At 69.0% G+C, this 24,241-nt stretch carries 21 protein-coding genes; 8 read left to right on the forward strand and 13 right to left on the reverse strand.

Features of this window, described 5'->3' with window-relative positions:
- The first annotated feature begins 2 nt into the window (after nt 1-2).
- The gene (locus ADBZ6K_RS14805) at nt 3-1,124 is read left to right on the forward strand and encodes a PQQ-dependent sugar dehydrogenase (RefSeq protein ID WP_526347902.1); all 1,122 of its coding nucleotides are present in this window, start codon (nt 3-5) and stop codon (nt 1,122-1,124) included.
- 46 nt (nt 1,125-1,170) lie between these two features.
- Here the strand turns inward: ADBZ6K_RS14805 and gatB are convergent, their stop codons facing one another.
- The 4 genes from gatB to gatC form a co-directional block, all read right to left on the reverse strand.
- Entirely contained in the window at nt 1,171-2,679 is a 1,509-nt protein-coding gene (gatB, locus tag ADBZ6K_RS14810; RefSeq protein WP_526347904.1) for an Asp-tRNA(Asn)/Glu-tRNA(Gln) amidotransferase subunit GatB, read from the reverse strand.
- A 112-nt stretch (nt 2,680-2,791) separates the two neighbouring features.
- Nucleotides 2,792-3,823, reverse strand: a complete 1,032-nt coding sequence (locus ADBZ6K_RS14815) for a 6-phosphofructokinase (protein ID WP_526347906.1) — start codon at nt 3,821-3,823, stop codon at nt 2,792-2,794.
- 61 nt (nt 3,824-3,884) lie between these two features.
- Nucleotides 3,885-5,381 (reverse strand): Asp-tRNA(Asn)/Glu-tRNA(Gln) amidotransferase subunit GatA, encoded by a 1,497-nt coding sequence (gene gatA / locus ADBZ6K_RS14820; protein WP_526347908.1) that lies wholly within the window; start codon nt 5,379-5,381, stop codon nt 3,885-3,887.
- Complete coding sequence (gene gatC, locus ADBZ6K_RS14825; protein WP_526347910.1) at nt 5,378-5,677, reverse strand: Asp-tRNA(Asn)/Glu-tRNA(Gln) amidotransferase subunit GatC; 300 nt, start codon at nt 5,675-5,677, stop codon at nt 5,378-5,380. Before gatC ends, gatA begins: the two co-directional genes overlap by 4 nt.
- A 170-nt stretch (nt 5,678-5,847) precedes the next feature.
- Here gatC and ADBZ6K_RS14830 point away from each other — a divergent pair, with 170 nt between their 5' ends.
- Both ADBZ6K_RS14830 and ADBZ6K_RS14835 read left to right on the forward strand, forming a co-directional pair.
- Nucleotides 5,848-6,510 (forward strand): ACT domain-containing protein, encoded by a 663-nt coding sequence (locus ADBZ6K_RS14830; protein ID WP_526347912.1) that lies wholly within the window; start codon nt 5,848-5,850, stop codon nt 6,508-6,510.
- 110 nt (nt 6,511-6,620) lie between these two features.
- On the forward strand, nt 6,621-7,640 hold the full coding sequence (locus ADBZ6K_RS14835) for a patatin-like phospholipase family protein (protein WP_526347914.1): 1,020 nt from the start codon (nt 6,621-6,623) through the stop codon (nt 7,638-7,640).
- A gap of 15 nt (nt 7,641-7,655) precedes the next feature.
- Here the strand turns inward: ADBZ6K_RS14835 and ligA are convergent, their stop codons facing one another.
- The 3 genes from ligA to ADBZ6K_RS14850 all read right to left on the reverse strand — a co-directional run bounded on the left by ligA (nt 7,656) and on the right by ADBZ6K_RS14850 (nt 12,176).
- Nucleotides 7,656-9,734, reverse strand: a complete 2,079-nt coding sequence (ligA, locus tag ADBZ6K_RS14840; protein ID WP_526347995.1) for an NAD-dependent DNA ligase LigA — start codon at nt 9,732-9,734, stop codon at nt 7,656-7,658.
- A 92-nt stretch (nt 9,735-9,826) separates the two neighbouring features.
- On the reverse strand, nt 9,827-10,681 hold the full coding sequence (locus tag ADBZ6K_RS14845) for an aldo/keto reductase (protein WP_526347916.1): 855 nt from the start codon (nt 10,679-10,681) through the stop codon (nt 9,827-9,829).
- Between the two features lie 31 nt (nt 10,682-10,712).
- Entirely contained in the window at nt 10,713-12,176 is a 1,464-nt protein-coding gene (locus ADBZ6K_RS14850) for a multicopper oxidase family protein (RefSeq protein WP_526347918.1), read from the reverse strand.
- A 96-nt stretch (nt 12,177-12,272) separates the two neighbouring features.
- On the opposite strand from ADBZ6K_RS14850, the gene ADBZ6K_RS14855 reads away from it, so the two are divergent.
- Together ADBZ6K_RS14855 and ADBZ6K_RS14860 are read left to right on the forward strand one after the other, a co-directional pair.
- Nucleotides 12,273-12,668, forward strand: coding sequence for an MmcQ/YjbR family DNA-binding protein (locus tag ADBZ6K_RS14855; protein ID WP_526347920.1), 396 nt, complete (start codon nt 12,273-12,275; stop codon nt 12,666-12,668).
- Nucleotides 12,669-12,701: 33 nt separating this feature from the next.
- Nucleotides 12,702-14,309 carry a 4-coumarate--CoA ligase family protein gene (locus ADBZ6K_RS14860; protein WP_526347922.1) on the forward strand — a complete coding sequence of 536 codons (1,608 nt, stop codon included), beginning with the start codon at nt 12,702-12,704 and terminating at the stop codon, nt 14,307-14,309.
- Nucleotides 14,310-14,318: 9 nt separating this feature from the next.
- On the opposite strand, the gene ADBZ6K_RS14865 is transcribed toward ADBZ6K_RS14860, so the two are convergent.
- Nucleotides 14,319-15,329, reverse strand: a complete 1,011-nt coding sequence (locus ADBZ6K_RS14865) for a uroporphyrinogen decarboxylase/cobalamine-independent methonine synthase family protein (RefSeq protein ID WP_526347924.1) — start codon at nt 15,327-15,329, stop codon at nt 14,319-14,321.
- An 80-nt stretch (nt 15,330-15,409) separates the two neighbouring features.
- Between ADBZ6K_RS14865 and ADBZ6K_RS14870 the strand changes: the two genes are divergently transcribed.
- From ADBZ6K_RS14870 to ADBZ6K_RS14880, 3 genes are all read left to right on the forward strand, one after another.
- Nucleotides 15,410-16,057: a sensor domain-containing protein gene (locus ADBZ6K_RS14870; protein WP_526347926.1), complete on the forward strand. Its 648-nt coding sequence runs from the start codon at nt 15,410-15,412 to the stop codon at nt 16,055-16,057.
- A gap of 77 nt (nt 16,058-16,134) precedes the next feature.
- Complete coding sequence (locus tag ADBZ6K_RS14875; RefSeq protein ID WP_526347928.1) at nt 16,135-18,474, forward strand: MMPL family transporter; 2,340 nt, start codon at nt 16,135-16,137, stop codon at nt 18,472-18,474.
- A gap of 237 nt (nt 18,475-18,711) precedes the next feature.
- A complete protein-coding gene (locus tag ADBZ6K_RS14880) occupies nt 18,712-18,882 on the forward strand; it encodes a hypothetical protein (protein ID WP_526347930.1) in 171 nt (56 codons plus the stop codon).
- A gap of 223 nt (nt 18,883-19,105) precedes the next feature.
- Here the strand turns inward: ADBZ6K_RS14880 and mnmA are convergent, their stop codons facing one another.
- The 5 genes from mnmA to ADBZ6K_RS14905 form a co-directional block, all read right to left on the reverse strand.
- Complete coding sequence (mnmA, locus tag ADBZ6K_RS14885) at nt 19,106-20,173, reverse strand: tRNA 2-thiouridine(34) synthase MnmA (RefSeq protein ID WP_526347932.1); 1,068 nt, start codon at nt 20,171-20,173, stop codon at nt 19,106-19,108.
- Nucleotides 20,174-20,177: 4 nt separating this feature from the next.
- Complete coding sequence (locus ADBZ6K_RS14890) at nt 20,178-21,374, reverse strand: cysteine desulfurase family protein (protein WP_526347934.1); 1,197 nt, start codon at nt 21,372-21,374, stop codon at nt 20,178-20,180.
- 47 nt (nt 21,375-21,421) lie between these two features.
- Nucleotides 21,422-22,252 (reverse strand): lysophospholipid acyltransferase family protein, encoded by an 831-nt coding sequence (locus ADBZ6K_RS14895; RefSeq protein WP_526347936.1) that lies wholly within the window; start codon nt 22,250-22,252, stop codon nt 21,422-21,424.
- Nucleotides 22,249-23,109: a GNAT family N-acyltransferase gene (locus ADBZ6K_RS14900; protein ID WP_526347938.1), complete on the reverse strand. Its 861-nt coding sequence runs from the start codon at nt 23,107-23,109 to the stop codon at nt 22,249-22,251. The genes ADBZ6K_RS14895 and ADBZ6K_RS14900 overlap by 4 nt, the downstream gene beginning before the upstream one ends.
- A gap of 158 nt (nt 23,110-23,267) precedes the next feature.
- Entirely contained in the window at nt 23,268-24,224 is a 957-nt protein-coding gene (locus ADBZ6K_RS14905; RefSeq protein WP_526347940.1) for an electron transfer flavoprotein subunit alpha/FixB family protein, read from the reverse strand.
- Nucleotides 24,225-24,241 lie beyond the last annotated feature (17 nt).

Raw genomic sequence — 24,241 nt, forward strand, 5'->3', positions numbered from 1 at the left:
GCATGAGAACGCGCAGGCCCGTACGGGGTGTCGTCGCCCTGGTGTGTGCCGCGCTGCTGGCCGGTGCGGGATGTGCGCGGTTCGATTCGGCGCAGTCGCAGCCCTTCACCACCGAACCCGAGCTGCGCCCAGGTCCCACGTCAACTCCCCCGCCGCCGCCGCCACTGCCGGCCACACCGTTCCCCAAAGAATGCCCGGCACCGGGCGTGATGCAGGGCTGCCTGGACAGCACCAGCGGGTTGATCATGGGAATGGACAGCCAATCCGCGCTGGTCGCCGAGCGTCTCACCGGCGCGGTCAAAGAGGTCTCGGTGCGCGCGGAGCCCATACTCAAGACCACGATCCCGGTCGACGCGTCCGGTGACGGCGGGCTCATGGACATCGTGTTGTCGCCGACGTACTCGCAGGACCGCCTGATGTACGCCTACATCACCACGCCGAGCGACAACCGGGTGGTGCGCATCGCCGACGGCGACTTTCCCAAACCCATCCTGACCGGCATACCGAGGGGCGCCAGCGGGAACATGGGTTCGCTCATCTTCACCAGCCCGACCACCTTGCTCGTGCAGACCGGGGATGCCGGTGATCCCGCGGCGGCGTCCGATCCGGCGTCGCTGGCCGGGAAGCTGCTGCGGATCGAACAGCCGACGACGGTCGACCAGGCCCCCACCACCACCGCGCTGAGCGGGCTCGGCTCCGCGGGCGCGATGTGCATCGATCCGTCCGATGGCTCGCTGTACATCACCGATCGCACGCCCACCGCCGACCGCCTGCAGCGCATCACCAAGGACTCCACGACGTCGACGGTCTGGACCTGGCCCGACCGCCCGGGCGTGGCCGGCTGCGCGGCGCTGGACGGCACCATCCTGGTCAACCTCGTCGGCACCAAGCAGACGGTGGCGGTGCGGCTGGCGCCGGACACCGGCGCGGTGACCGGTGACCCCGAGGTGATCCGCCAGGACACCCGGGGACATGTGTGGGCGTTGGCGTTGTCGCCCGACGGCAACGTGTGGGGTGCGACGGTCAACAAGACCGCCGGTGACGCCGAGCGTCTCGACGACGTCGTGTTCCCGCTGTTCCCGCAGGGCGGCGGCTTCCCGCGCAGCAACGCCGACAACACCTGACGCCACCACACGCCGGAGCCCCGATAGCGCGGTGCCGCGTGGTGCGCTACTGAGCGCAGGCCTGCAGCACCAGATCGCGCACCCTCGCCGCGTCGGCCTGGCCCTTGGTCGCTTTCATCACCGCGCCGACGATCGCGCCGGCGGCCTGCACCTTGCCGCCGCGGATCTTGTCGACAACATCGGGATTGGCCGCGAGCGCTTCGTCGACCGCGGCCTGGATCAGCGAGTCGTCACGGACGACGGCCAGTCCCCGCGCGGTCGCCACCGCCTCGGGTTCCCCCTCGCCCGCCAGCACGCCTTCCACCACCTGGCGGGCCAACTTGTTCGACAGCTTGCCGCCGTCGACCAACGCGACCACCGCCGCGACCTGCTCCGGCGTGATCGCCAGGTCGGACACCGCCACGCCGGCTTCATTGGCCTTCTGCACCAGGAAGTTTCCCCACCATGCCCGCGCGGCGTCGCTGGACGCGCCGTGCCCGACGGTGGCGGCCACCAACTCCACCACACCCGCGTTGACGAGGTCGCGCATCACCTCGTCGGAAACCCCCCAGTCCTGCTGAATCCGCTTGCGGCGCAACCACGGCAGCTCGGGAATGGTCTCACGCAGCCGGTCGACCAGTTCGGCGCTCGGAGCCACCGGCTCCAGATCGGGCTCGGGGAAATAGCGGTAGTCCTGCGCGGTCTCCTTGCTACGGCCGGGTGAGGTGTACCCGTCTTCATGGAAGTGCCGGGTCTCCTGGTGCACCCGCCCCCCAGCTGTCAAAACCGCTGCCTGACGGCGCATTTCGTATCGGACCGCCACCTCGACGCTCTTGAGCGAGTTGACGTTCTTGGTCTCGGTGCGGGTGCCGAATTCCGCCTGCCCGGTCGGTTTGAGCGACACGTTCGCATCGCAGCGCATCGAACCCTGATCCATCCGTACGTCGGAAACATCCAACGCACGCAACAGATCCCGCAGGGCGGTGACGTAGGCCCTGGCGATCTCCGGCGCCCGGGCACCGGTGCCCTCGATCGGTTTGGTGACGATCTCGATGAGCGGCACCCCCGCGCGGTTGTAGTCGAGCAGCGATGTCGTCGCGCCCGTGATCCGGCCCGTCTCGCTGCCAAGGTGGGTGAGCTTGCCGGTGTCCTCTTCCATATGGGCGCGTTCGATCTCCACCCGCCAGGTGGTGCCGTCGTCCAGCGGCACATCCAGGTGGCCGTTGACGGCGATCGGCTCGTCGTACTGGCTGATCTGATAGTTCTTGGGCATGTCCGGGTAGAAGTAGTTCTTCCTGGCGAACCGGCACCACGACACGATCTCGCAGTTCAGCGCGAGGCCGATGCGGATCGCCGATTCGACCGCGGCCTGGTTGAGCACCGGAAGCGAGCCGGGCAGCCCCAGGCAGGACGGGCACACCAGGGTGTTGGGTTCAGCGCCGAACATGTTGGCGCAGGAGCAGAACATCTTCGTCGCGGTGGACAGCTCGACGTGCACCTCGAGACCCAGCACCGGTTCGTAGCGTGCGACCACGTCGTCGTAGTCGAGGAGTTCCGCGGAGTGCGCCACAGTCATGGGGGTGAGTTTAGTGGTGCCTGCCCGCGGGCCCGGAGAGCGGCGGCGCCACTCGGTGCGAGTAGCTGTCAGCGGGGGCTGCAGCCGACACCAGCCGGTCATCAGCCAGACATCAGCCGAAGAAGGCCGCCGCGTCGTCATAGCGGCTCTGCGGCACCAGCTTCAGTTGCCGGGTGGCATCGGCCAACGGGACCCGACCGATGTCCTGGCCGCGCAGCGACACCATCATCCCGTATTCACCCGCGTGCGCGGCGTCGGCGGCGTTGACGCCGAACCGGGTCGCCAGCACCCGGTCGTGGGCGGTCGGGGAGCCACCGCGCTGGACGTGTCCGAGTACGGTGACCCGGACCTCCTTCTTGATCCGCTTCTCCACTTCGATGCCCAGTTGCCCGGCGACGCCGGTGAACCGCTCGTGCCCGAATTCGTCGATGCCGCCGGCGCGCAGCTGCATCGACCCCTCCGCGGGTTTGGCCCCCTCGGCGACCACGCAGATGAAACTCGACGAACCGTGCTGGAATCGCTGTTTGATCAACCGGCACACCTCTTCGATATCGAAGGGCTGCTCCGGAATCAGGGTCATGTGCGCGCCCGAGGCCAATCCGGCGTTCAGCGCGATCCACCCGGCGTGGCGACCCATGACCTCGACAAGCATCACCCGCTGATGGGATTCGGCGGTGCTGTGTAGCCGGTCGATGGCCTCGGTGGCGATCATCAGCGCGGTGTCGTGGCCGAATGTGACGTCGGTGCAATCGATGTCGTTGTCGATGGTCTTGGGCACACCGACGACGGGCACACCCTCCTCGGCAAGCCAGCGCGCAGCGGTGAGCGTGCCCTCGCCGCCGATGGGGATCAGCACGTCGATGCCGTTGTCTTCCAGGGTTTGTTTGATGTCGTCCAACCCGGCACGCAGCTTGTCGGGGTTCACCCTCGCGGTGCCGAGCATGGTGCCGCCCTTGGCGAGCAGCCGGTCGTTGCGGTCGTCGTTCTTGAGCTGGACGCGCCGATCCTCCAGCAGGCCACGCCAGCCGTCCTGGAAACCGACCACCGTTGAGCCGTACCGGGCGTCGCAGGTCCGCACCACCGCCCTGATCACGGCGTTGAGTCCCGGACAGTCACCGCCCCCGGTCAGCACTCCGATCCGCATGACTTACGCTCCTCGCGTCCGCATGGCCCCTATCTTGCACGTTGACGTCCGACCTCGCTGGTCACAGCGCGGCGGGCAGGGAACCCCTTGCCGCCTCATAGGCGGCGCCGACGCGATAGAGCCTGTCGTCGGCCAGTGCCGGCGCCATGATCTGCAGCCCCACCGGAAGGTTGTCATCGGGCGAAAGACCGGCGGGCACCGACATTCCGCAGTGCCCGGCCAGGTTCAGCGGCAGTGTGCACAGGTCGAACAGGTACATCGCGAGCGGGTCGTCGACCTTCTCCCCCAACGGAAATGCGGTCGTCGGCGTGGCGGGCGACACCAGCACGTCGACGGTCTCGTAGGCCTCGTTGAGGTCGCGGGCGATCAGGGTGCGGACCTTCTGCGCCTGGTTGTAATAGGCGTCGTAATAGCCCGCCGACAGCGCGTAGGTGCCAATCATGATGCGGCGCTTGACTTCCGGACCGAATCCCGCGGCGCGCGTCAACGCCATCACCTCTTCGGCGCTGTGGGTGCCGTCGTCGCCCACCCGCAGGCCGTAACGCATCGCGTCGAAACGCGCCAGGTTGGAGGATACCTCAGAGGGCAGGATCAGATAGTAGGCCGCCAGTGAGTGGTCGATGTGTGGGCAGTCGACCTCGCTGACGTCGGCGCCAAGCGCCGTGAGTTGGTCCACTGCGGCGTTGAACGCGGCCAGCACACCCGGCTGGTAGCCGTCGCCACGCAGTTGGCGCACCACCCCGACCCGAACGCCGCTCAGGTCCCCCTCGGCGCCCGCCCGGGCCGCAGCCACCACGTCGGGCACCGCCACGTCCAGCGACGTGGAGTCCCTCGGGTCGTGGCCGGCGATCACCTCATGCAGCAGCGCGGTGTCGAGCACCGTGCGGGCACACGGGCCGCCCTGGTCCAGCGACGAGGCACAGGCGATCAGCCCGTACCGCGACACCGTGCCGTACGTCGGTTTCACCCCGACCGTCGCGGTCAACGCCGCGGGCTGGCGGATGGAGCCGCCGGTGTCCGAGCCAATGGCCAGCGGGGCTTGGAAGGCGGCCAGGGCCGCGGCGCTGCCGCCGCCCGAGCCGCCGGGCACCCGCTCGACGTTCCACGGGTTGCGGGTCGGGCCGAAGGCCGAGTTCTCGGTGGAACTGCCCATGGCGAATTCGTCCATGTTCGTCTTGCCGAGGATCGGGATGCTTGCCGCACGCAGGCGTGCGGTGACGGTGGCGTCGTAGGGTGACTGCCAGCCCTCGAGGATCTTCGAGCCGCAGGTAGTCGGCATATCGGTCGTGGTGAATACGTCCTTGAGTGCGAGCGGGACACCTGCCAGCGGGGATGCGAGGGGCTCACCCGCGGCGACGGCTTCGTCGACGCTGGCGGCGGCGGCCAGTGCTCGGTCCTCGGCGACGTGCAGGAAGGCGTGGTACTGCTCGTCTGTGGCGGCGATCTGATCGAGGCACGCTCGGGTGACCTCGACGGACGACACCTCCCGCGCCGCGATCTTCGCGCCGAGGGTGGCGGCGTCGAGCCTGACCAACTCGGCCGCGGACCCGCCGCTCATTCGGCCTCCCCCAGGATCCGCGGGACCGCGAAACGGCCGTCGACGGCCTTGGGCGCCGCCGCCAAGGCCTGCTCCTGGGTCAGGCACGGTCCGACGACGTCCGGCCGGGTGACGTTGACGGCCGTGAGCGGGTTGTCGGTGGGTTCGACGCCGGCGACGTCGACGGCCTGGATCTGGCCGACGTGGTTGAGGATGGCGCCCAGCTGACCGGCGAAGCTGTCGAGTTCGCCGTCGGTCAGGGCGAGGCGGGCGAGGCGCGCCAGGTGGGCAACCTCGTCTCGGGAGATCTGCGACACGACAGACCAGCCTAGCCAGGTGACGAAGGAGGGCCGCCCACGGCCCGACAAGGAACCTGGCGATCCAACCCCACAGGTGACGAAGGAGGGCCGCCCACGGCCCGACAAGGAACGGCCGTCACCAGTGGCCCGACCTGCTGACCTGCAGCGGCTGTGCAACAGTGTTGCGCGTGCCTTCGTATCTGCTGCGGGTCCAGCTAGAGGACAGACCGGGCAGCCTCGGCTCCCTGGCCGTCGCCCTCGGTTCCGTGGGCGCCGACATCCTGTCCCTCGACGTGGTCGAGCGCGGAGCGGGCTTCGCCGTCGACGACCTGGTGGTGGATCTGCCCGCGGGAGCGATGCCGGACATGCTGATCACGGCCGCCGAGGCCCTGCACGGAGTGCACGTCGACAGCATCCGCCCGTATACCGGCCTGCTGGAAGCTCACCGCGAACTCGAACTGATCGATCACATCGCCGCCGCGGACGGAAAGGACAAGCAGCTTCAGGTGCTGGCCGACGAGGCACCGAAAGTGCTGCGTGTCGGGTGGTGCCAGGTCGTGGAGCTGCGCAACGGGGAGCTGCAGCGTGTCGTCGGCAGTGCCGGTGCACCCGAGACACAGGCCGAGGCCGCACCGTGGCTACCCCTCGACAACGCCGCCGTTCTGGACGCAACCGCCGACTGGGTGCCGCAGCTGTGGCGCGATATGGACACCACTTTGTCCGCCGCCCCGCTGGGCGGCCCCCGCACCGCGGTCATGCTCGGCCGCCCGGGTGGTCCGCAGTTCCGTCCGTCCGAGGTGGCACGGCTCGGTTACCTGGCCGGGATCGTGGCGACGATCCTGGTGCGTTGAGGACGGCGTGCGGTGAAGACGGCGTGCGGTGACGACCATTCGGCCACGACAAACCGAGGAGATCTTGACGTGACATTCATCACTGGCACGATCCCTACAGGCACCCCCTGATGGACCGGGATCCGGTAGCCGTCGATCTGGGCCTGCAGGGCGGTGGCGCGCATGGCGCGTTCACCTGGGGCGTGCTGGACCGCCTGCTCGAGGAGTCGTGGCTGCAATTCGACGGCGTCTCCGGCACATCGGCCGGGGCGATGAATGCGGTTGTGCTCGCGGCGGCTCTGGCCGACGGCGGCCCGTCACGGGCCCGCGAGGCGCTGGAGAAGTTCTGGAAGAGCGTGTCGGACGCCGCGCTGTTCAGTCCGCTCAAACGCGGCCCGATCGAGGTTCTCACCGGCAAATGGAGCATGGACCACTCGCCGGTGTTCGCCGCGCTCGATTTGGCAGCGCGGGTGGTCTCGCCGTACGTCAGCAATCCGCTCGGCTGGAATCCGCTGCGCGGGATTCTGGCCGAAAACGTCGACTTCGACCGACTGGCCCAGGCACCGATCAAGGTGTTCGTGACGGCGACCAACGTGCGAACCGGTCGCGGGCGGGTGTTCCGCAACGCCGACATCACCCCCGATGTCCTGCTCGCCTCGGCGTGCCTGCCGACGATGTTTCAGGCCGTCGAGATCGATGGCGAGGCGTATTGGGACGGCGGGTACACCGGCAACCCGAGCATGACGCCGCTGATCCGAGAATGCACCGCCTCGGACACGATCGTGGTGCAGATCAACCCGATCGAGCGACCTGGGACGCCGCGGACGGCGATCGAGATCCAGAACCGCCTCAACGAGATCGCATTCAACTCCGTGCTGATCAAGGAGTTGCGCGCGGCCGCACTGCTGCGTCAGGTCGCCGACCCCGGCACCGGTGACGGGGCCGCGCTGGCCGATATGCGCATCCATCGCATCGCCAGCGACGTCATGCTCGAGCTGGGCTACTCGTCGAAGCTGCTGGCCGAGTGGAAATTCTTCCTGATGCTGCGCGACGAGGGACGCAAAGCGGCCGACGCGTTCATCACCGCGCACGGCGCCGACCTCGGGCGACGCTCGACGCTCGATCTCGACGAGTTCCTGGAAGGCATCTGATCAAGCGGCGCTGATTCAGCCCTCCAGCCCGTCCGGCCCGCTCTCCAGCAGGCGCCGGAATCCCTCTTCATCGAGGATCGGCACGCCCAGCTCGACGGCTTTGTCGTATTTCGAGCCCGGTGAGTCACCGGCCACCACGTAGGCGGTCTTCTTCGACACCGAACCGACCGCCTTGCCGCCGCGGATGATGATCGCCTCCTTGGCCTCGTCGCGGGACAGGCCCGGCAGCGTGCCGGTGACGACGATCGACAGCCCCTCCAGCGTGCGCTGCACGCTGGCGTCACGTTCGTCGGCCATCCGCACACCGGCCGCGCGCCATTTGTCGACGATCGCGCGGTGCCAGTCGACGGTGAACCATTCGATGACCGCGGCGGCGATGGTGGGGCCGACGCCCTCCACCGCGGCGAGTTGCTCCTCGGAGGCGGCGATGATCGCGTCGAGGCTGCCGAACTCGGTAGCCAACGCGCGCGCGGCGGTGGGCCCGACGTGGCGGATCGACAAGGCCACCAACACCCGCCACAGCGGCTGCGCCTTGGCCCTGCCCAGGTTGGCCAGCAGCCGGTTGCCATTGGCCGACAGCTCACCGCTCTTGGTGCGGAACAGCTCGGTGTGCAGCAGGCCGTCGGCGGTGAGGGTGAACAGGTCACCCTCGTCGGTGATCACACCGGACTGAAGCAGCGCCACCGCGGCCTCGTAACCCAGCCCCTCGATGTCGAACGCACCTCGCCCGGCCAGGTGGAAGACACGCTCGCGAAGCTGCGCCGGGCAGGATTGGGCGTTGGGGCAGCGGATGTCGACGTCGCCCTCCTTGGCCGGCGCCAGCGGGGTGCCGCATTCGGGGCAGTGCGTTGGCATCACGAACTCACGTTCGGTGCCGTCGCGCAGGTCGACGACCGGCCCCAGCACCTCAGGGATCACGTCGCCGGCCTTGCGAATCACCACGGTGTCACCGATGAGCACACCTTTGCGCTTCACCTCGGACCCGTTGTGCAGCGTGGCCAGGCCCACGGTGGAGCCGGCGATCTTCACCGGTTCCATGTAGGCGAACGGGGTGACCCTGCCGGTGCGGCCGACGTTGACGCGGATGTCGAGCAGTTTGGTCTGCGCCTCCTCCGGCGGGTACTTGTAGGCGATCGCCCAGCGTGGCGCGCGGGAGGTCGAACCGAGCCGGCGCTGCAGCGCCATCTCGTCGACCTTCACGACCACACCGTCGATTTCGTGCTCGACGTCGTGGCGGTGCTCGCCCCAGTAGGCGATCCGCTCGGTCACCGCGTCCAGCCCCCGCACCCTGGCGGTGTGCTCGGACACCGGCAACCCCCACGCCTTGAGCGCCAGGTAGGCGTCGTGCAGCGTCTTCGGGGCGAACCCCTCCGCGTGGCCGAGGCCGTGGCAGATCATCCGCAGGTTGCGCCGCGCGGTGACGGCGGGATTCTTCTGCCGCAGCGACCCGGCGGCGCTGTTGCGTGGGTTGGCGAATGGTGCCTTGCCTTCGGCCACCAGCCTGGCGTTGAGGTCCGCGAAGTCGGACACCCGGAAGAACACCTCGCCGCGGACCTCGAGCACCGGGGGCACCGGAAACTCGTCGGACTCGGCGAGAACCTCCGGCACGTCGTCGATGGTGCGGGCGTTGAGCGTGACGTCCTCGCCGGTGCGCCCGTCGCCGCGGGTGGCGGCGCGCACCAGCCTGCCGTCGCGGTAGACGAGGGCGAGCGCGACCCCGTCGATCTTGAGCTCGCACAGATAGTCAGCGTCATCGCCGATCTCGCCGCTGAGGCGCGCCGCCCAGGCGGCCAGCTCCTCGGGTGTGAAGACGTTGTCCAGGCTGAGCATGCGCTCGAGGTGGTCGGCGGGGGTGAAATCGGTGGCGAACCTGGCGCCGCCCACCAGCTGCGTCGGTGAATCCGGTGTGCGCAGTTCGGGGTGGTCCTCTTCGAGCGCCTCCAGCTGGCGAAGCAGCGTGTCGAATTCGGCGTCGGTGACGATCGGTGCGTCGCGCACGTAGTAGCGGAACTGGTGGTCGCGCACCTCGTCGGCAAGATCCTGCCAGCGGCGCCGCAGGTCCGCGTCCCCCGCCTCGCCGGCCTGGTCGGCCAGCACCGTCTCGGGATCCGGGGTTGCCTGCGTGCTCACCCTCGCAGGCTAACCGAGGACACCGACACCGAGCGGTGCCCGCCCGGACGGCAGGCTCAGAGCATCTCCAGCGGACGCCGCCGCGTCGGCGGTGCGAACGCGGCGTCCAGTGCCCGCAGATCGTCGGCCGTCAACCGGATGTCGCGCGCCGCCGCGTTCTCCCTGACATGTGCGAGGTTCGCGGACCGCGGAATCGCCATGACGCCACCCCCGTTCCGGTCGCGCAGCACCCACGCCAGCGCGATCTGAGCCGTGGTGGCGTCGTGACGCGCCGCCACCTCGCGCAGCGCCGGGTGCCCCAGCAGTCGGCCCTGCTCGATCGGCGAGTAGGCCATGACCGGTACCCGGCGCTCCCGCAGCAACGGCAGCAGGTCGTACTCGGGTCCGCGTCGGGTCAGGTTGTAGAGGATCTGGTTGGTGTGGACCTGTTCACCGTGGGGTGCATCCGCCAGCTCCGCCATATCGTCGGCGTCGAAATTGCTGACGCCCCAATACCGGATCTTGCCCGCGTCGAGCAGGTCGTCGAAGCCGGCAACGGTCTCGGCCAGCGGGACACCGGCGCGCCAGTGCAGCAGGTAGAGATCGACGTGTTCGACACCGAGCCGGTCCAGGCTGTCTTCACATGCTCGTACGGTGCCCCGCCGGGTCGCGTGGTGCGGCAGCACCTTGTCGACGAGGAACACCTCGTCGCGACGACCGGCGATCGCCTCTCCGACGACGACCTCGGCTCCCCCGTCGCCATACATCTCGGCGGTGTCCACCACGGTCATCCCGAGGTCCAGTCCGAGCCGGATCGCGGCGACCTCGTCACCGGCGCGGGCCGGGTCCTCCCCGAAGAACCACGTGCCCTGTCCCAGAGCGGGGATCGGCTCACCGGACGGGAGTGTCACGTAGTCGGCTGCAGCGGTCATGGCGGCCAGTATTACAGCCGCCCGAGGCCGCTCAGCCGGTGTACTCGAGGAACGTCGCCATACCCCCGTCGAGGTGGTAGTCGTTGTGGCAATGGATAATCCAGCGGCCCGGGTTGTTGGTGTCGAAATCGACCTCGACGGTCTGCTTCGGCGGCACCAGCACGGTGTCCTTGCGCGGCCCCGTCCCCTGGGCGTTCACGACCTGGAACGTGTGGCCGTGCAGGTGCATCGGGTGGAACATCATCGACTCACTGACGAAGCGGACGCGGACGCGCTCGTTCGGCGCCAGTGCGATGCCGTTGTTGGGCGGATCGTAGAGCTTGCCGTTGATCGGCCAGGTGTATCCGGCCATCGGGCCCGCGAGCCGCAGGTCGACCGTCGTGTCCGGATCATGTTGCGGGAGAATGACATCCGGTGCCGCATCGAGACTCGAGGTGTTGAGCACCTCCGAGGTTCGCAACCCGGCGACAAACGCGTCGACGTCGACGTTCGACGGCGCGTTGCCCACGCGCAGCTCGAGGCGCGCGTAGCCGTCCTTGCCTTCGGCGGCAGCGATCACCGGGGCCGACGATCGCAATGTGACGATGGCGTCGGCGCGCTCGCCCATTCCGAGAATCACCGCATTGGCTCGGCGCGGGACCACCGGATAGCCGTCGGTATGGGTGACGTTGAGTTCGGTTCCCGGCACCGCCACGCGGAACGCGGTGTCGGCGCCCGCGTTGATGATGCGTAGCCGAATCCGCCGAAACCGTTGCCCCGCACGGTAATCCATCACCTGCGGATCGGTGGTCGTCCGCCCGTTGATCAGGAAGTACGGGTAGGTGACGTCGCCGCCGTCCTCGCCGAGCGGCCGGCTCGGGCTCAGCGGCGGCGCCGCACCCGTCATCGGTTTCATGCCGGTCTTCTTCAGGTTCTCGGCGACCTGATCGGGAGTGGTGCCGGTGCCGTCGATCCAGTCGTCGAGCACCACCACGAGCTCGTCGTCGTAGTCGGCGCCGTCGGCCGGATCCTCGATGATCAGCGGGCCGTACATGCCGCGGTCAAGCTGGGTCCCGACGTGGGAATGCAGGTAATAGGTGCCCGCGTCGGGCACCACGAAGTGGTAGTCGAAACTGCCGCCGGGGGCGATCGCCGGCTGCGTCAGCACCGGGACGCCGTCCATGGCGTTCGGTATCGCCAGACCATGCCAGTGCACCGAGGTGTCCTGCGGCACGCCGTTGGTGACATGCGCGCGCAGTTCCTGCCCCTTGCGCAGGCGGATTTCCTTGGCGGGCACCGTGCCGGTGTAGGTCCACGTGCGGACCGGCACACCGCCTAGGTCGACGTCGGTCTCCGCCGCGTTCATGGTGACCTCGACGGCGTGGCCGGCAGGACCGGCTTGCCCCGTGGGTTGTTCGGCGGCCGCCGGCTCGGGTGATCGTGTGGAGCATCCCCCCAGCACACCCGAGGCTGCCCCGGCAGCCGACAGCGCCAGGAACCCCCGTCTGCCGATCATGATGCAAGACTCGCACGTCGGGGGCGCCCGCAGAGCGAAACGACGAATCCGTTTCCTCCGCCCCTCAGCGGGTGGCTCCGCCGCTACCCTGGCGATATGCCCCACCCGATCATGTTCGCCGACGACGACCTCGGGTTGGCTCAGGTGCGGACCATCGCGCTGGCATTCCCGCAAGCATTCGAGAAGATCTCCTGGGGCAGGCCGGTGTTCTGTGCGCCGAAGATGTTCGTCATGTACGGCGGCAACGCCAAACAGTCCAGCGACATGGTGGCCTACCCCTACTCGATCCTGGTCAAGGTCGACGAGTCCGACCGGCAGGCCCTCGAACAGGATCGGCGGTTCTTCTACCCCGCGTACATGGGACCCTACGGCTGGCTGGGGCTGAATTTCACCGCCGCCGAGGTGGACTGGGACGAGGTGCGGGAACTGGTCGATGCGTCATTCCGGATGATCGCCACACGCAAACTGATCAAACAGCTCGACGATCTCTGACACCATCGGAAACACGAATCCATTGGAGGCGCCGTGAGTTTCGCAAGTCCCTTTCCCGACGTCGAGATCCCCCAATCGGCCGTGTATGACTTCCTGTTCGGCGACATCGCCGAGGCCGACCGCGATCGAGTCGCGCTGATCGATACCGGGACGGGTGCGAACACCACCTACGGCGAGATGGTCACCCGCATCGACGCATTCGCGGGGGCACTCAGCGCGCGCGGCATCGGGGTCGGTGACGTCGTCGGGCTGCTGGCGCCCAACAGTTCGGCGTTCGCGATCGCCTTCCACGGCATCCTGCGCGCCGGCGCGACGGCCACCACGATCAACGCGTTGTTCACCGCGAACGACATCGCCAAGCAGCTGACCGACTCGCACGCCAGGATGCTGATCACCGTGACGCCGCTGCTGCCTGACGCCTCCGAGGCGGCCGCGGCGGTGGGCCTCGCGGATGCCGAGTTGGTGGTGCTGGACGGCGACGGCGAGGCCGCGAGCGGCAGGCCGAACGCCGACGACCTGCTCACCGCAGGCGTCGAGCCGCCACGGGTCAGCTTCGACCCGGCCACTCAGCTCGCGGTGCTGCCGTACAGCTCGGGCACGACCGGCGTCCCCAAAGGTGTGATGCTGACCCACCGCAACCTCGTCGCCAACGTCGCCCAGATCCGCCCGCTGCACGGGATGACGGCCGACGACACGGTGCTGGCCGTGTTGCCCTTCTTCCACATCTACGGGATGACGGTGCTGCTCAACGCCGCCCTGCAAGCGCGGGCACGGCTGGTGATCATGCCCGCCTTCGACCTCGGCCGGTTCCTGGAGAACATCGAGACCCACCGCTGCACGGTGGTCTTCATCGCTCCCCCGGTGGCGCTGGCCCTGGCCAAACACCCGATGATCGACGATCACGACCTGTCCTCGCTGAGGGCGATCCTGTCGGGCGCGGCACCGCTGGACGCCGCCATCGGGCATGCCGCAGCCAAGCGCCTTGGCTGCCGACTCGTGCAGGGGTACGGCATGAGCGAGCTCAGCCCGGTCAGCCACTTCACCCCGTTCGGCGCGACCAGCCCGACGGGCAAGGATGCGCCGCTGAGCTCGGTCGGCTGGACCGTGCCCAACGCAACGTGCAAGATCATCGACCCCGAATCCGGCGCCGAAATCACCCCGCCCGCAGAGGGAATCAGCACGACCGGCGAGCTGTGGTTCAGAGGCCCGAACGTGATGGCCGGATACCTCGGCAATGACAAGGCCACCCGCGAGACGATCGACGACGGGGGCTGGCTGCACACCGGCGACCTGGCCGAGGTGGACGCCGACGGCTGCGTCTACATCGTCGACAGGCTCAAGGAACTCATCAAGTACAAGGGCTATCAGGTGCCCCCGGCGGAGCTGGAGGCCGTCCTGCTGCATCACCCCGATATCGCCGACGCGGCCGTGATCGGTGTCGTGGACACCGAATCCGGCGAAGAAGTGCCCAAGGCGTTCGTGGTCAGGCAGCCCGACTCCGACCTCACCGGCGACGCCGTGATGACGTTCGTCGCGAGCCACGTCGCGCCCTACAAGAAGGTGCGATGCGTCGAGTTCATCGACGCCATCCCGAAGTCCGCGTCCGGCAAGATCCTGCGAAAGGACCTGCGTAGGGTGTAGCAGGCCTGGTCAGATGGCGTCGGGGTCCTCGGCGAAGGCATCGGCGGCCGTCTGGGCCAGCTCCACGGCCACCCGCGCCCACGCGGGCGTCGCACCCGCAAGTCCGCAGGTGGGGGTCACCCCGATGCTGTCGCGCAGGACCGAGCGCGGGAATCCGAGCCGATCGGTGAGCGACACCGCGGATTTGGCGACCTCCTCCGCAGACGGGCGCGCGGCCGGTGCCGTCGACGGCACCACGCCGAGCTGCACCGTGCGGCCGGATTCCACCAACTCCCCGATCCCGTCCAGGTCGGCCGCCACCAGCGTCGACACGTCGATGGAAACCGCGTGAACAGTGCTGCGCTGCAACATTTTCCACGGCATCCCGGCGGCACAGCTGTGCACCGCGACCTCGCCGCCGACTCGCGCGACGCACTCGTCGACCAGCGCCGTCGCCAGCGCCTCGTCGACCGGGTGCACCGGGGTCAGTGCCGTGACACCCACCAGCCGTCCCGCCAGGGCGGCGGGCAGTGACGGCTCGTCGAACTGCACCACCACCGTGGTCTCCAACCTGCGCGCCACGGTCGCGCGGTGGAGGGCCACACCTTCGGCCAGCGAACCGGCCAGATCACGTACCGCCCCCAGGTCGGTGATGGCGCGGTGGCCGCCGGACAACTCGAGCTGCGCGGCCAGCGTGATCGGTCCGGGCGCCTGCAGCTTCACCACCCGCCCGCTGCCCCGCAGCCCGGCGACCTCCCACGCCTCCTCGAGCGCGTCGACGTCCTCCTCGAGCATGCTCGTCGCCCGGCGCACGACAGCGGTGCGCCCCGGCGCGATCCGGTATCCGCGCGGCACCGTGTCGATGCCGATGTCGACCAGCAGCGCGCCCGACCGACCGATCAGGTCGGCGCCTACGCCGCGGGCGGGCAGTTCCACCAGGTGGGTCAGGGTGTGCAGCTCTCCGACCACCACCTCTGCGGCCGGTCGGGGTGCCGAGCCCGGCCAGGACCCGATTCCGGTTGCCGCGGCGAAAACGTTCACTCGGCCAACACTATTCGATCGTCCGGCCGTCGATCACCCGCGCCTGGGGTTAGTCTCGCGACGGGAAGGGGATCCGCACTGTGACCCGATCGGCCGCACCCGCACTGGCGTGGTGTGCAACGGTGCTGATCGCCGCGGGATGCGCGCAGTCCGTGACCGGGCAGGCGGTGCGCGCGGCGCCGGGTATCGACGACGACTCGCGCTCGCCCGTCGACGTGGACACGCTCATCCTCGACCCACGACAGATGCGGGCGATCACCGGTGCAGGCGACGATCTGACGATCATCCCGACCATGGACGCCAAGGTCCCCGTCGACATCGAGGAACTGGCGAAAACCGCTGATCCACAATGTGAATGGATCTTTGCGGAGACGCTGACGTTCGGCCCCGAGGTCGAGGAGTTCCGCAAGACGACCTTTCAGCTCCCTCCTCGTGGCGGCCTGATCTCCGAGGCGGTGGCGGGCTACCGTGACACCGCCACGGCGCGGCGCGCCTTCGGTGCCCTCGCGGCTCGGATCGGCGACTGCGCGGCCACGACGTACGGGAGGATGCTCCTCGGCGACTGGACCGGCACACCCGAGGCCGTGTCCACCCGCAGCCCGGGCGGATGCGGCCGCGACTATCAGGTGCGCGACGTCGTTCTCGCCGAGGTGACGTTCTGCGCATTCCCCGAATCGGTGCCCGAGATCGTGCTCGCCAACATTCTGGCCGGACTTCCTGACGGCTGATGTGATGACGACCGCCTGCGCGCAGCGCACATTGAATAAACTTCGGCGACAATCCGATCGATAGACGGGGGCACCACGTGCTGGAAGCGGTCACCCGGCTGGCCATCGCGGCACCCCGGCGCGTCATCGCTGTCGCATTGCTGGTCATCACGGCCGCCGCGATCTTCGCTATCCCGGTCGCGGGCAGCCTGTCGGCGGGCGGGATGCGCGACCCCGCGGCGGAATCCTCGCAGGCCGTGCGCCTGCTCGAGGAGAAGTTCAGCCAGGGCCACATGGCGATGATCGTGTCGGTCACCTCGGACGACGGTGCCGACAGCCCGGCCGCCCGGACCACCGGCGCGGACATCGTCGGGCTGCTGAGCACCTCACCGCACGTCACCCAGGTGACATCGGCGTTCACCGGGCCGCCGGCACCCGCCCTGATCAGTACCGACGGTAAGACCGGGCTGATCGTCGCGGGCATCGCCGGCGACGACACCCAGGTACAGCAACGCGCCAGGGACCTGGCCGAGCAGTTCCCTCCCGACCGCGACGGTGTGACGGTGCGGGCCGGTGGCGAGGCGACCAGCTTCTGGCAGGCCAATGCGCAGACGCTCAAGGACCTGGTGTTCATGGAGTCGCTGGCGATGCCGCTGAGTTTCGTCGTGCTCGTCTGGGTATTCGGCGGTCTCCTCGCCGCCGCACTGCCGATGATCGTCGGCGTGTTTGCCATCGTCGGGGCGCTGGCCGTGCTGCGCACTGTCACGCTGTTCACCGACGTGTCGATCTTCGCGCTGAATGTGGCCGTCGCCATGGGCCTGGCACTGGCGATCGACTACACCCTGCTGATCCTCAGCCGGTACCGCGACGAACTGCAGGCCGGGGTCGACCTGCACAGTGCGCTGCGGCGCACGATGGCCACGGCGGGCCGCACGGTGTTGTTCTCGGCGCTGACAGTCGCGTCGTCGATGGTCACGCTGGCGCTGTTCCCGCAGTATTTTCTGAGGTCGTTCGCGTACGCCGGCGTCGCGGTGGTCGCTTTCTGCGCGGTCGCATCGATCGTCGTCACGCCCGCTGCGATCGTCCTGCTCGGCGATCGACTCAACGCACTGGACATCCGTGTTCTCGTGCGACGCATCCTGCATCGCCCCGACCCGGTGGCCAAGCCGGTGGAGGACACATTCTGGTACCGCATGACGACGTTTGTGATGCGCTACCCCATCCCGATCGGCGCGGCGATCATCGCACTGTTGCTGCTGCTCGGGACGCCGTTCCTCGGGGTCAAGTGGGGCTTTCCCGACGACCGGATGCTGCCTGACTCGGCGTCATCGCGTCAGGTGGGCGATCAGCTCCGCAACGATTTCGCGGTGAACCCGATGACGAACATCACTGTCGTGATGACTGACACCGCGGACGCGAGGAGCGAAACAACCACCGCGGACGCGAGGAGCGAAACAACCACCGCGGACGCGAGGAGCGAAACAACCACCGCGGACGCGAGGAGCGATAAAGCCACCGCGGACGATGTCGCCGAACTGAGCCGGTACGCGGCGCAGCTGTCGACGATCCACGACGTGGCGTCGGTGTCGGCGCCGGGCGGGACGTTCGTGGACGGCAATCTGGTCGGGCCGCCGAGCGCAGCGACCGGAATCGCCGACGGCAGCGCGTTCCTGACCATAGCAAGCACCGCGCCGCTGTTCTCCGACGCCTCGGAGCGTCAACTCGACGATGTGCATGCCGTCGCTCCGCCGGCCGGAACGACCGTCCACCTCGGCGGGGTGGCCCAGGCCAACCACGACACCGTGCACGCCATCATCGACCGGCTTCCGGAGGTGCTGGGCATCATCGCCGCGATCACCCTGGTGCTGCTGTTCCTGCTCACCGGGAGTGTCGTACTGCCGCTCAAGGCGGTCGTGCTCAACATCTTGTCGCTGACCGCGGCGTTCGGCGCCCTGGTCTGGGTCTTTCAGGAAGGTCACCTCGGTGCGCTCGGCACGCCGGTGACGGGTGCGCTCGAGGTCGACGTGCCGGTGTTGTTGTTCTGCATCGCGTTCGGGCTCTCGATGGACTACGAGGTGTTCCTGATGTCGCGGATCCGGGAGCACTGGCTGGAGTCGGATCGGACCCCCGCCGCCAACACCGAAAGCGTCGCGCTCGGTGTCGCCCACACCGGCCGGGTGATCACGGCCGCCGCGCTGATCATGTCGATCTCGTTTGCCGCGCTGATGGCCGCGCAGGTGTCGTTCATGCGGATGTTCGGCCTCGGCCTGACACTGGCCGTGCTGATGGACGCGACGCTGGTCAGGATGATGCTGGTGCCCGCCTTCATGCGGGTGCTCGGGCGGCGCAACTGGTGGGCCCCGCGACCGCTGGCCCGGTTGCACGACAGGTTCGGCCTCAGCGACACCGCCAAGCAGGGCACCGGGACACCGGGCTAGCTTTCACGCCCCGAGATCTGCGTGAGGGCTGCGCCAACGGTTTCACGACCACAGCGCAGATCTCGGCGCATCGAGGGGCGGCGTGGGGACGCTCGGCGCGATCCCGACGTATCGGTTTCTGCCAGTCGGCGATCAATTCCTGCCACCAGGTAATCCTGACCTGCTGGTTTAGACAGTCAGACCGGCACGAAGCACCACCGCTTCACCGCCGCTACGACATCACCGGGAGTGATCACCATGAAGAAGTTCACCCTCTCCGCCCTGACCGCAGGCGCCCTGGCCGCAGGCCTGTTCGGCTTCGCCGCCCCCGCCCAGGCCGACATCGACCACCACGGCTGGATCCAGGACATCCAACCCACCGTCACCGTCCCCCACGTCGACACCACCGTGCGCCACAGCGGCCGCTAAACCCCACCCACGCTCAACGGGCACCCCAACGCGGGGTGCCCGTCGGCGTTTCTCCGCACCCCCGTCTGCGCCGAGACCTACGCCGAGATCTGCGCCGAGGTCGTCAACACTCGCCAACGCACAGCCCACGCGCAGAAATGGCGCACAATCGAAAGGGCTATCGCGGGGAGCGGACTATCGATAGTGACCGCGGCCGAGCGCCCGGGGACTGGCAGCCGGACCGTCAGCGGGTGATGGTCGCGCTGCCCAGCACCTCGTCACCGTCGGGATCGCGCCGGTAGAGCACCATCGTCTGGCCGGGCGCAACACCGCGCAGCGGCGTATGCAGCCGCGCCTCCAGCCGCCCGTCGATCAGTGCCGCGACCGCGGCAACGGTGCCGCCGTGGGCCCGCACCTGCACGTCGCATTCGACGGGTCCGGTGGGCGCGCTGCCCGAGGTGAACACCGGTCGTTCGCCGGTCAGCTGCCACACGTCGAGGTCGGCGGCGGCGCCGACGCGCACGGTTGCGGTGTCTGCGTCGATGCCCGTGACGTAGCGGGGCATCCCGTCGGGGCCCGGACCGGCGATACCCAGCCCCTTGCGCTGACCAACGGTGAAGCCGTGGACGCCGTCGTGCTCGGCGAGCACCGTGCCCGCCGCGTCGACCACCGGACCGCGCCGCACACCGATGCGGGTCCCGAGGAAGGCGCGGGTGTCACCGGAGGGAATGAAGCAGATGTCGTGGCTGTCGGGCTTGTCGGCCACCGCCAGCCCGCGGCGGGAGGCTTCCTGGCGGATCAGCGGCTTGGGCGTATCGCCGACCGGGAACACCGCGTGGCGAAGCTGGTCGGCGGTGAGCACGCCGAGCACATAGGACTGGTCTTTGTCCTGATCCACCGCCCTGCGAAGCCGGCCCTCCGACAGGCGCGCGTAATGCCCGGTCGCGACGGCATCGAACCCCAGCACCACGGCACGGGCGGCCAGTGCCGAGAACTTGATCTTCTCGTTGCAGCGCACGCAGGGGTTCGGCGTCTCACCGCGTGCGTACGACGAGACGAAGTCGTCGATCACGTCCTGCTTGAATCGGTCCGCGAAATCCCATACGTAGAAGGGAATGTCGAGGATGTCGGCGACCCGGCCGGCATCACCGGCGTCCTCCTTGGAACAGCAGCCCCGCGATCCGGTGCGCAACGTGCCCGGCGCGGTCGACAGCGCCAGGTGCACGCCGACCACGTCGTGGCCCGCATCGACCATCCGGGCGGCGGCGACCGACGAATCGACCCCGCCACTCATCGCAACCAGGACACGCATGGGTTCAGTCGACCGCGCCCGAACTCGCCAGCGCCGCCTGCCTGGCCCGGTCTACCGCGGCGGGCAGCACGGCCAGCGCGGCATCCACATCGGCGTCGATGCTGGTGTGGCCCAACGAGATCCGCAGCGAACCGCGCGCACTAGCAGGGTCAGCACCCATCGCGATCAGGACATGCGACGGCCGCGCCACTCCGGCAGTGCACGCCGAGCCGGTCGAACACTCGATTCCCTTGGCGTCCAACAACATCAACAGCGAATCGCCCTCACACCCGCGGAAGGTGAAGTGCGCGTTGCCCGGTAACCGGCTCGAGGTGGCGGCACCGTTGACCTCGACGTCGTCGATGCTGGACAGCACACCGTCGATCAGGCGGTCCCGCAACGCCCGCACCCGGGCACTGGTGGTCTCCAGCCCGTGAATCGCCACTCGCGCGGCGGCCGCCATCGCCACCACTCCGGCGACATCGGCTGTCCCGGAGCGGACATCGCGTTCCTGACCGCCGCCGTGCAGCAGCGGGACACACCCGACGTCCCGGCGCAGCAGCAGCGCACCCACACCCGTTGGACCGCCGAACTTGTGCGCGGTCACGCTCATCGCCGACACCCCGCTGGCAGCGAAGTCGACGGTGATCTGGCCGACGGCCTGCACGGCGTCGGTGTGCATCGGAACGTCGAATTCGGCCGCGACGGCAGCCAGCCCGGCGATCGGCTGGATGGTTCCGACCTCGTTGTTGGCCCACATCACCGACACCAACGCGACATCGTCGTGATCCTGCAGCGCGGCCCGCAGCGCCGACGGCGTGACCGAGCCGTCGGTGCCGACCGGCAGCCACGTCACCTCGGCGCCCTCGTGCTCGACGAGCCACTGCACCGCGTCGAGCACGGCGTGGTGCTCGACGGGTGTGGTGACGATGCGCCGGCGGCACGGGTCGGCGTCGCGGCGCGCCCAGTAGATACCCTTGACCGCGAGGTTGTCGCTTTCGGTGCCACCCGCGGTGAAGATCACCTCGGACGGCCGCGCGCCGAGCAGGTGGGCCAGCGTCTCGCGGGCCTCCTCAGTGCGCCGCCGCGCCAACCGGCCCGCGCCGTGCAGGGAGGAGGCGTTGCCGACGGTTGCCAGCACAGCCGTCATCGCCTCGATGGCAGCCGGGTGCATCGGTGTCGTTGCGGCGTGGTCGAGATAGGCCGGCTGATGCGTGGTCATAACCCGTCAAGGATAGCCGTCGCCGTCCGGCCGTCCCGAACCCCTGTTCAGGCGACCAATGCGTGGCCGTGCGCGTGCTGGGTACCCGCGCCGCGCACCGCCTCCTCACAGCGTGCCGCCAGATCGCGGCGGTCGGCGCCGGGCAGCTGCAGCGACTCCACCCGCACATGGCAGACAGTGCGGCGGGCGGTGATCAGCCGGGCGATCGACGCGAGCAGCGTGTCGTCACCGATGTAGGCGGGTACCGTCGACGCCCGCCCATCGCGATGGCGGTACGACAGCCGCAGCGGCTGCACCGGCCGGTGCGCATCCACGGCGGCCTGGAACATCGCGGGCCGGAACCGTCCGTAACCCAGGCCGCACCAGGTGGTGCCCTCCGGGAACGCCACCACGGTGTGCCCCGCGCGCAGCCGCTCGGCGACCGCGCCGACCACGTCGGGCAACCGACGCAGGCTCGTCCGGTCGATCGGGATGACCCTCAAGAACCGCGCGAGCAGCCCGAGCCCAGGCCAGGAGATCACCTCCGATTTCGCCACGAATGAGCCGGGCAGCACCGCACCGATCGCGAAGATATCGACCCACGACACGTGACCGCTGACCACCAGCACCCCGCGCAGATTGCGAATCGGGCCGCCCGACACCGTGATTCGCACGCCAAGACACCGGAGCACCAGCCGGCAATAGCCCCGCTGCACATGAGAGCGACCGGGCAGCGGTACCGCCAGCAGCGGCAGCGCCAGCGACAGGATGAGCAGCATGCAGGTGCGGACCGTGACACGCAGCCAGACCGTCGGCCGCCGGCCGGTGTCGGCCTCTCCGGCGCGCACGCAGCCGGCGTCGCACGTCGCCCGCGGCAGCCAGGGATGCTCGACGGTCATGACGCGGCGCCCTCGACGTCAGCGACTGAACCGGCGCCCATCCCGTCGGCCATGGCGGCCGCCTGCCCGACCGATCGCAGCCTGCGCAGATAGCGGATGTCGGCTGTGCCCTTGTCCAGCAGCGCGGGAAAGTCGCCGACCCCGAAGTCAGGATCGTGGGCCGGTTCACCGCAGATCCGCGCCCCCAGGCGCAGGTAGCCGCGCATCAGGGGCGGGATGTTGACCCGCGCGGGGGGAGGGATCTCGTCGAGCCCCTTGCCGTCGATGACAACCGGCCGATAGGGGCGCACCGTGTACGGCCGCGGGGCGGCGTGTCTGCGCAGTACGAGGTCACGCACCCCGCGCAGCTGGCGGCCCGGCTCATCCGAGCCGACCGGCACCGACACGCACCCGGTGACGTAGTCATAGCCGCTGTGATCCAGATAGGCCAGGATGCCCGCCCACATCAGCAGGACGACGGCACCGTTGCGATGATCGTCGCGCACCACCGCGCGCCCCATCTCGACCATCGACGGCCGCAACGGATCCAGCCCGGTGACGTCGAATTCGGTGGCGGTGTACAGCCCTCCCGCGGCGATCGCGCCGGGCGGCGGCAGCATGCGGTAGCAGCCGACGAGTTCGCCGGACCCGTCCTCACGCACCAGCAGGTGGTCGCAGAACTCGTCGAACCGGTCGGCGTCGCGGCCGTCGGCCGACCCGGCGAGGGCGAAACCCGGCTCGGAGGTGAACACGTCGTGGCGCAGCCGCTGCGCGGCGTCGATGAGCTCAGGGTCGGTCGACAGTAGCAGCGTGTACTGGGGACCGCCGATCGATTCGGCTGGTTGGTCGGCGGCGATGAGTACGGAAGCAGTGCTCATACCCTGCACGTTCGCCCAAATGTTCGGCGAGGCGGCAATCACGGCGTGACGTGTTCGTGCACGCTCGGTGACGAATTGTCACCCGCGGGTCGCCGCGCCCTCGATGCACGACACCCCCGGCCGCATTCTGGTTCGGCCGGGGGTCGCGTGGCTGGCTGTCAGCCCTTGCGGGTTTTGATCGCGTCGGTGAGCTGGGGGGTGACCTTGAACAGGTCTCCGACGATGCCGAGGTCGGCGATCTCGAAGATGGGGGCTTCCTCGTCCTTGTTGACCGCGATGATGGTCTTGGAGGTCTGCATCCCGGCGCGATGCTGAATCGCCCCGGAAATCCCCAGCGCGATGTACAGCTGCGGCGAGACCGTCTTGCCGGTCTGGCCGACCTGGAACTGACCCGGGTAATAGCCCGAATCCACCGCGGCCCGCGAGGCACCGACCGCACCACCCAGCACATCGGCCAGCGCCTCGACGACCCCGAAGTTCTCGGCCGAGCCGACGCCGCGCCCGCCGGCGACCACGACCGACGCCTCGGTGAGTTCCGGACGGTCTCCGGCCACCGCCGGCTCCCGCTTGGTGATCCGGGTGGCGTTCTCCGCGGCGGCGGGCACCTCCACCGTGACCTGCTCACCGGCACCGGCGGCGGGGGCCGCCTCGACCGCGCCCGGGCGCACGGTGATCACCGGGGTGTCACCGGTGGCCTGCGCCTCGACGGTGAACGCCCCACCGAAGATCGAATGCACCCCGGTAGCGGGGGCCTTGACCTCCACGACGTCCACCAGCAGCCCCGAGCCGATACGAGCGGCCAACCGGCCCGCGATCTCCTTGCCCTCGGCGCTGGCGGCGACCAATACGGCCGCGGGCGCCGCGGACTCGGCCAGCCCGGCGAGCACATCCACGAACGGGGTGACCAGGTAGGCGTCGACCTCATCGGATTCGGCCACATAGATCTTGGCCGCCCCGGCAGCCTTGAGGTCCTCGACCAGTCCGGCGGCGGTGCCCGGCGCGGCCACCACCACCGCCGAGGGCTCGCCAAGGGCACGGGCCGCGGTGATCAACTCAGAGGTGACCTTCTTGAGGGCACCGTCGGCGTGCTCGACGAGCACAAGTACTTCAGCCATGGATACTCAGCCTCTTT

Source organism: Mycobacterium sp., assembly GCF_044223235.1.
Taxonomy (GTDB): Bacteria; Actinomycetota; Actinomycetes; order Mycobacteriales; family Mycobacteriaceae; genus Mycobacterium.

Bases quoted from the DNA above. Each gene is read 5' to 3' on its own strand.
- ADBZ6K_RS14805 (WP_526347902.1), top strand. From the start codon at position 3: ATGAGAACGCGCAGGCCCGTACGGGGTGTCGTCGCCCTGGTGTGTGCC.
- gatB (WP_526347904.1), bottom strand. From the start codon at position 2,679: ATGACTGTGGCGCACTCCGCGGAACTCCTCGACTACGACGACGTGGTC.
- ADBZ6K_RS14815 (WP_526347906.1), bottom strand. From the start codon at position 3,823: ATGCGGATCGGAGTGCTGACCGGGGGCGGTGACTGTCCGGGACTCAAC.
- gatA (WP_526347908.1), bottom strand. From the start codon at position 5,381: ATGAGCGGCGGGTCCGCGGCCGAGTTGGTCAGGCTCGACGCCGCCACC.
- ADBZ6K_RS14835 (WP_526347914.1), top strand. From the start codon at position 6,621: ATGGACCGGGATCCGGTAGCCGTCGATCTGGGCCTGCAGGGCGGTGGC.
- ADBZ6K_RS14845 (WP_526347916.1), bottom strand. From the start codon at position 10,681: ATGACCGCTGCAGCCGACTACGTGACACTCCCGTCCGGTGAGCCGATC.
- ADBZ6K_RS14850 (WP_526347918.1), bottom strand. From the start codon at position 12,176: ATGATCGGCAGACGGGGGTTCCTGGCGCTGTCGGCTGCCGGGGCAGCC.
- ADBZ6K_RS14855 (WP_526347920.1), top strand. From the start codon at position 12,273: ATGCCCCACCCGATCATGTTCGCCGACGACGACCTCGGGTTGGCTCAG.
- ADBZ6K_RS14880 (WP_526347930.1), top strand. From the start codon at position 18,712: ATGAAGAAGTTCACCCTCTCCGCCCTGACCGCAGGCGCCCTGGCCGCA.
- mnmA (WP_526347932.1), bottom strand. From the start codon at position 20,173: ATGCGTGTCCTGGTTGCGATGAGTGGCGGGGTCGATTCGTCGGTCGCC.
- ADBZ6K_RS14890 (WP_526347934.1), bottom strand. From the start codon at position 21,374: ATGACCACGCATCAGCCGGCCTATCTCGACCACGCCGCAACGACACCG.
- ADBZ6K_RS14895 (WP_526347936.1), bottom strand. From the start codon at position 22,252: ATGACCGTCGAGCATCCCTGGCTGCCGCGGGCGACGTGCGACGCCGGC.
- ADBZ6K_RS14900 (WP_526347938.1), bottom strand. From the start codon at position 23,109: ATGAGCACTGCTTCCGTACTCATCGCCGCCGACCAACCAGCCGAATCG.
- ADBZ6K_RS14905 (WP_526347940.1), bottom strand. From the start codon at position 24,224: ATGGCTGAAGTACTTGTGCTCGTCGAGCACGCCGACGGTGCCCTCAAG.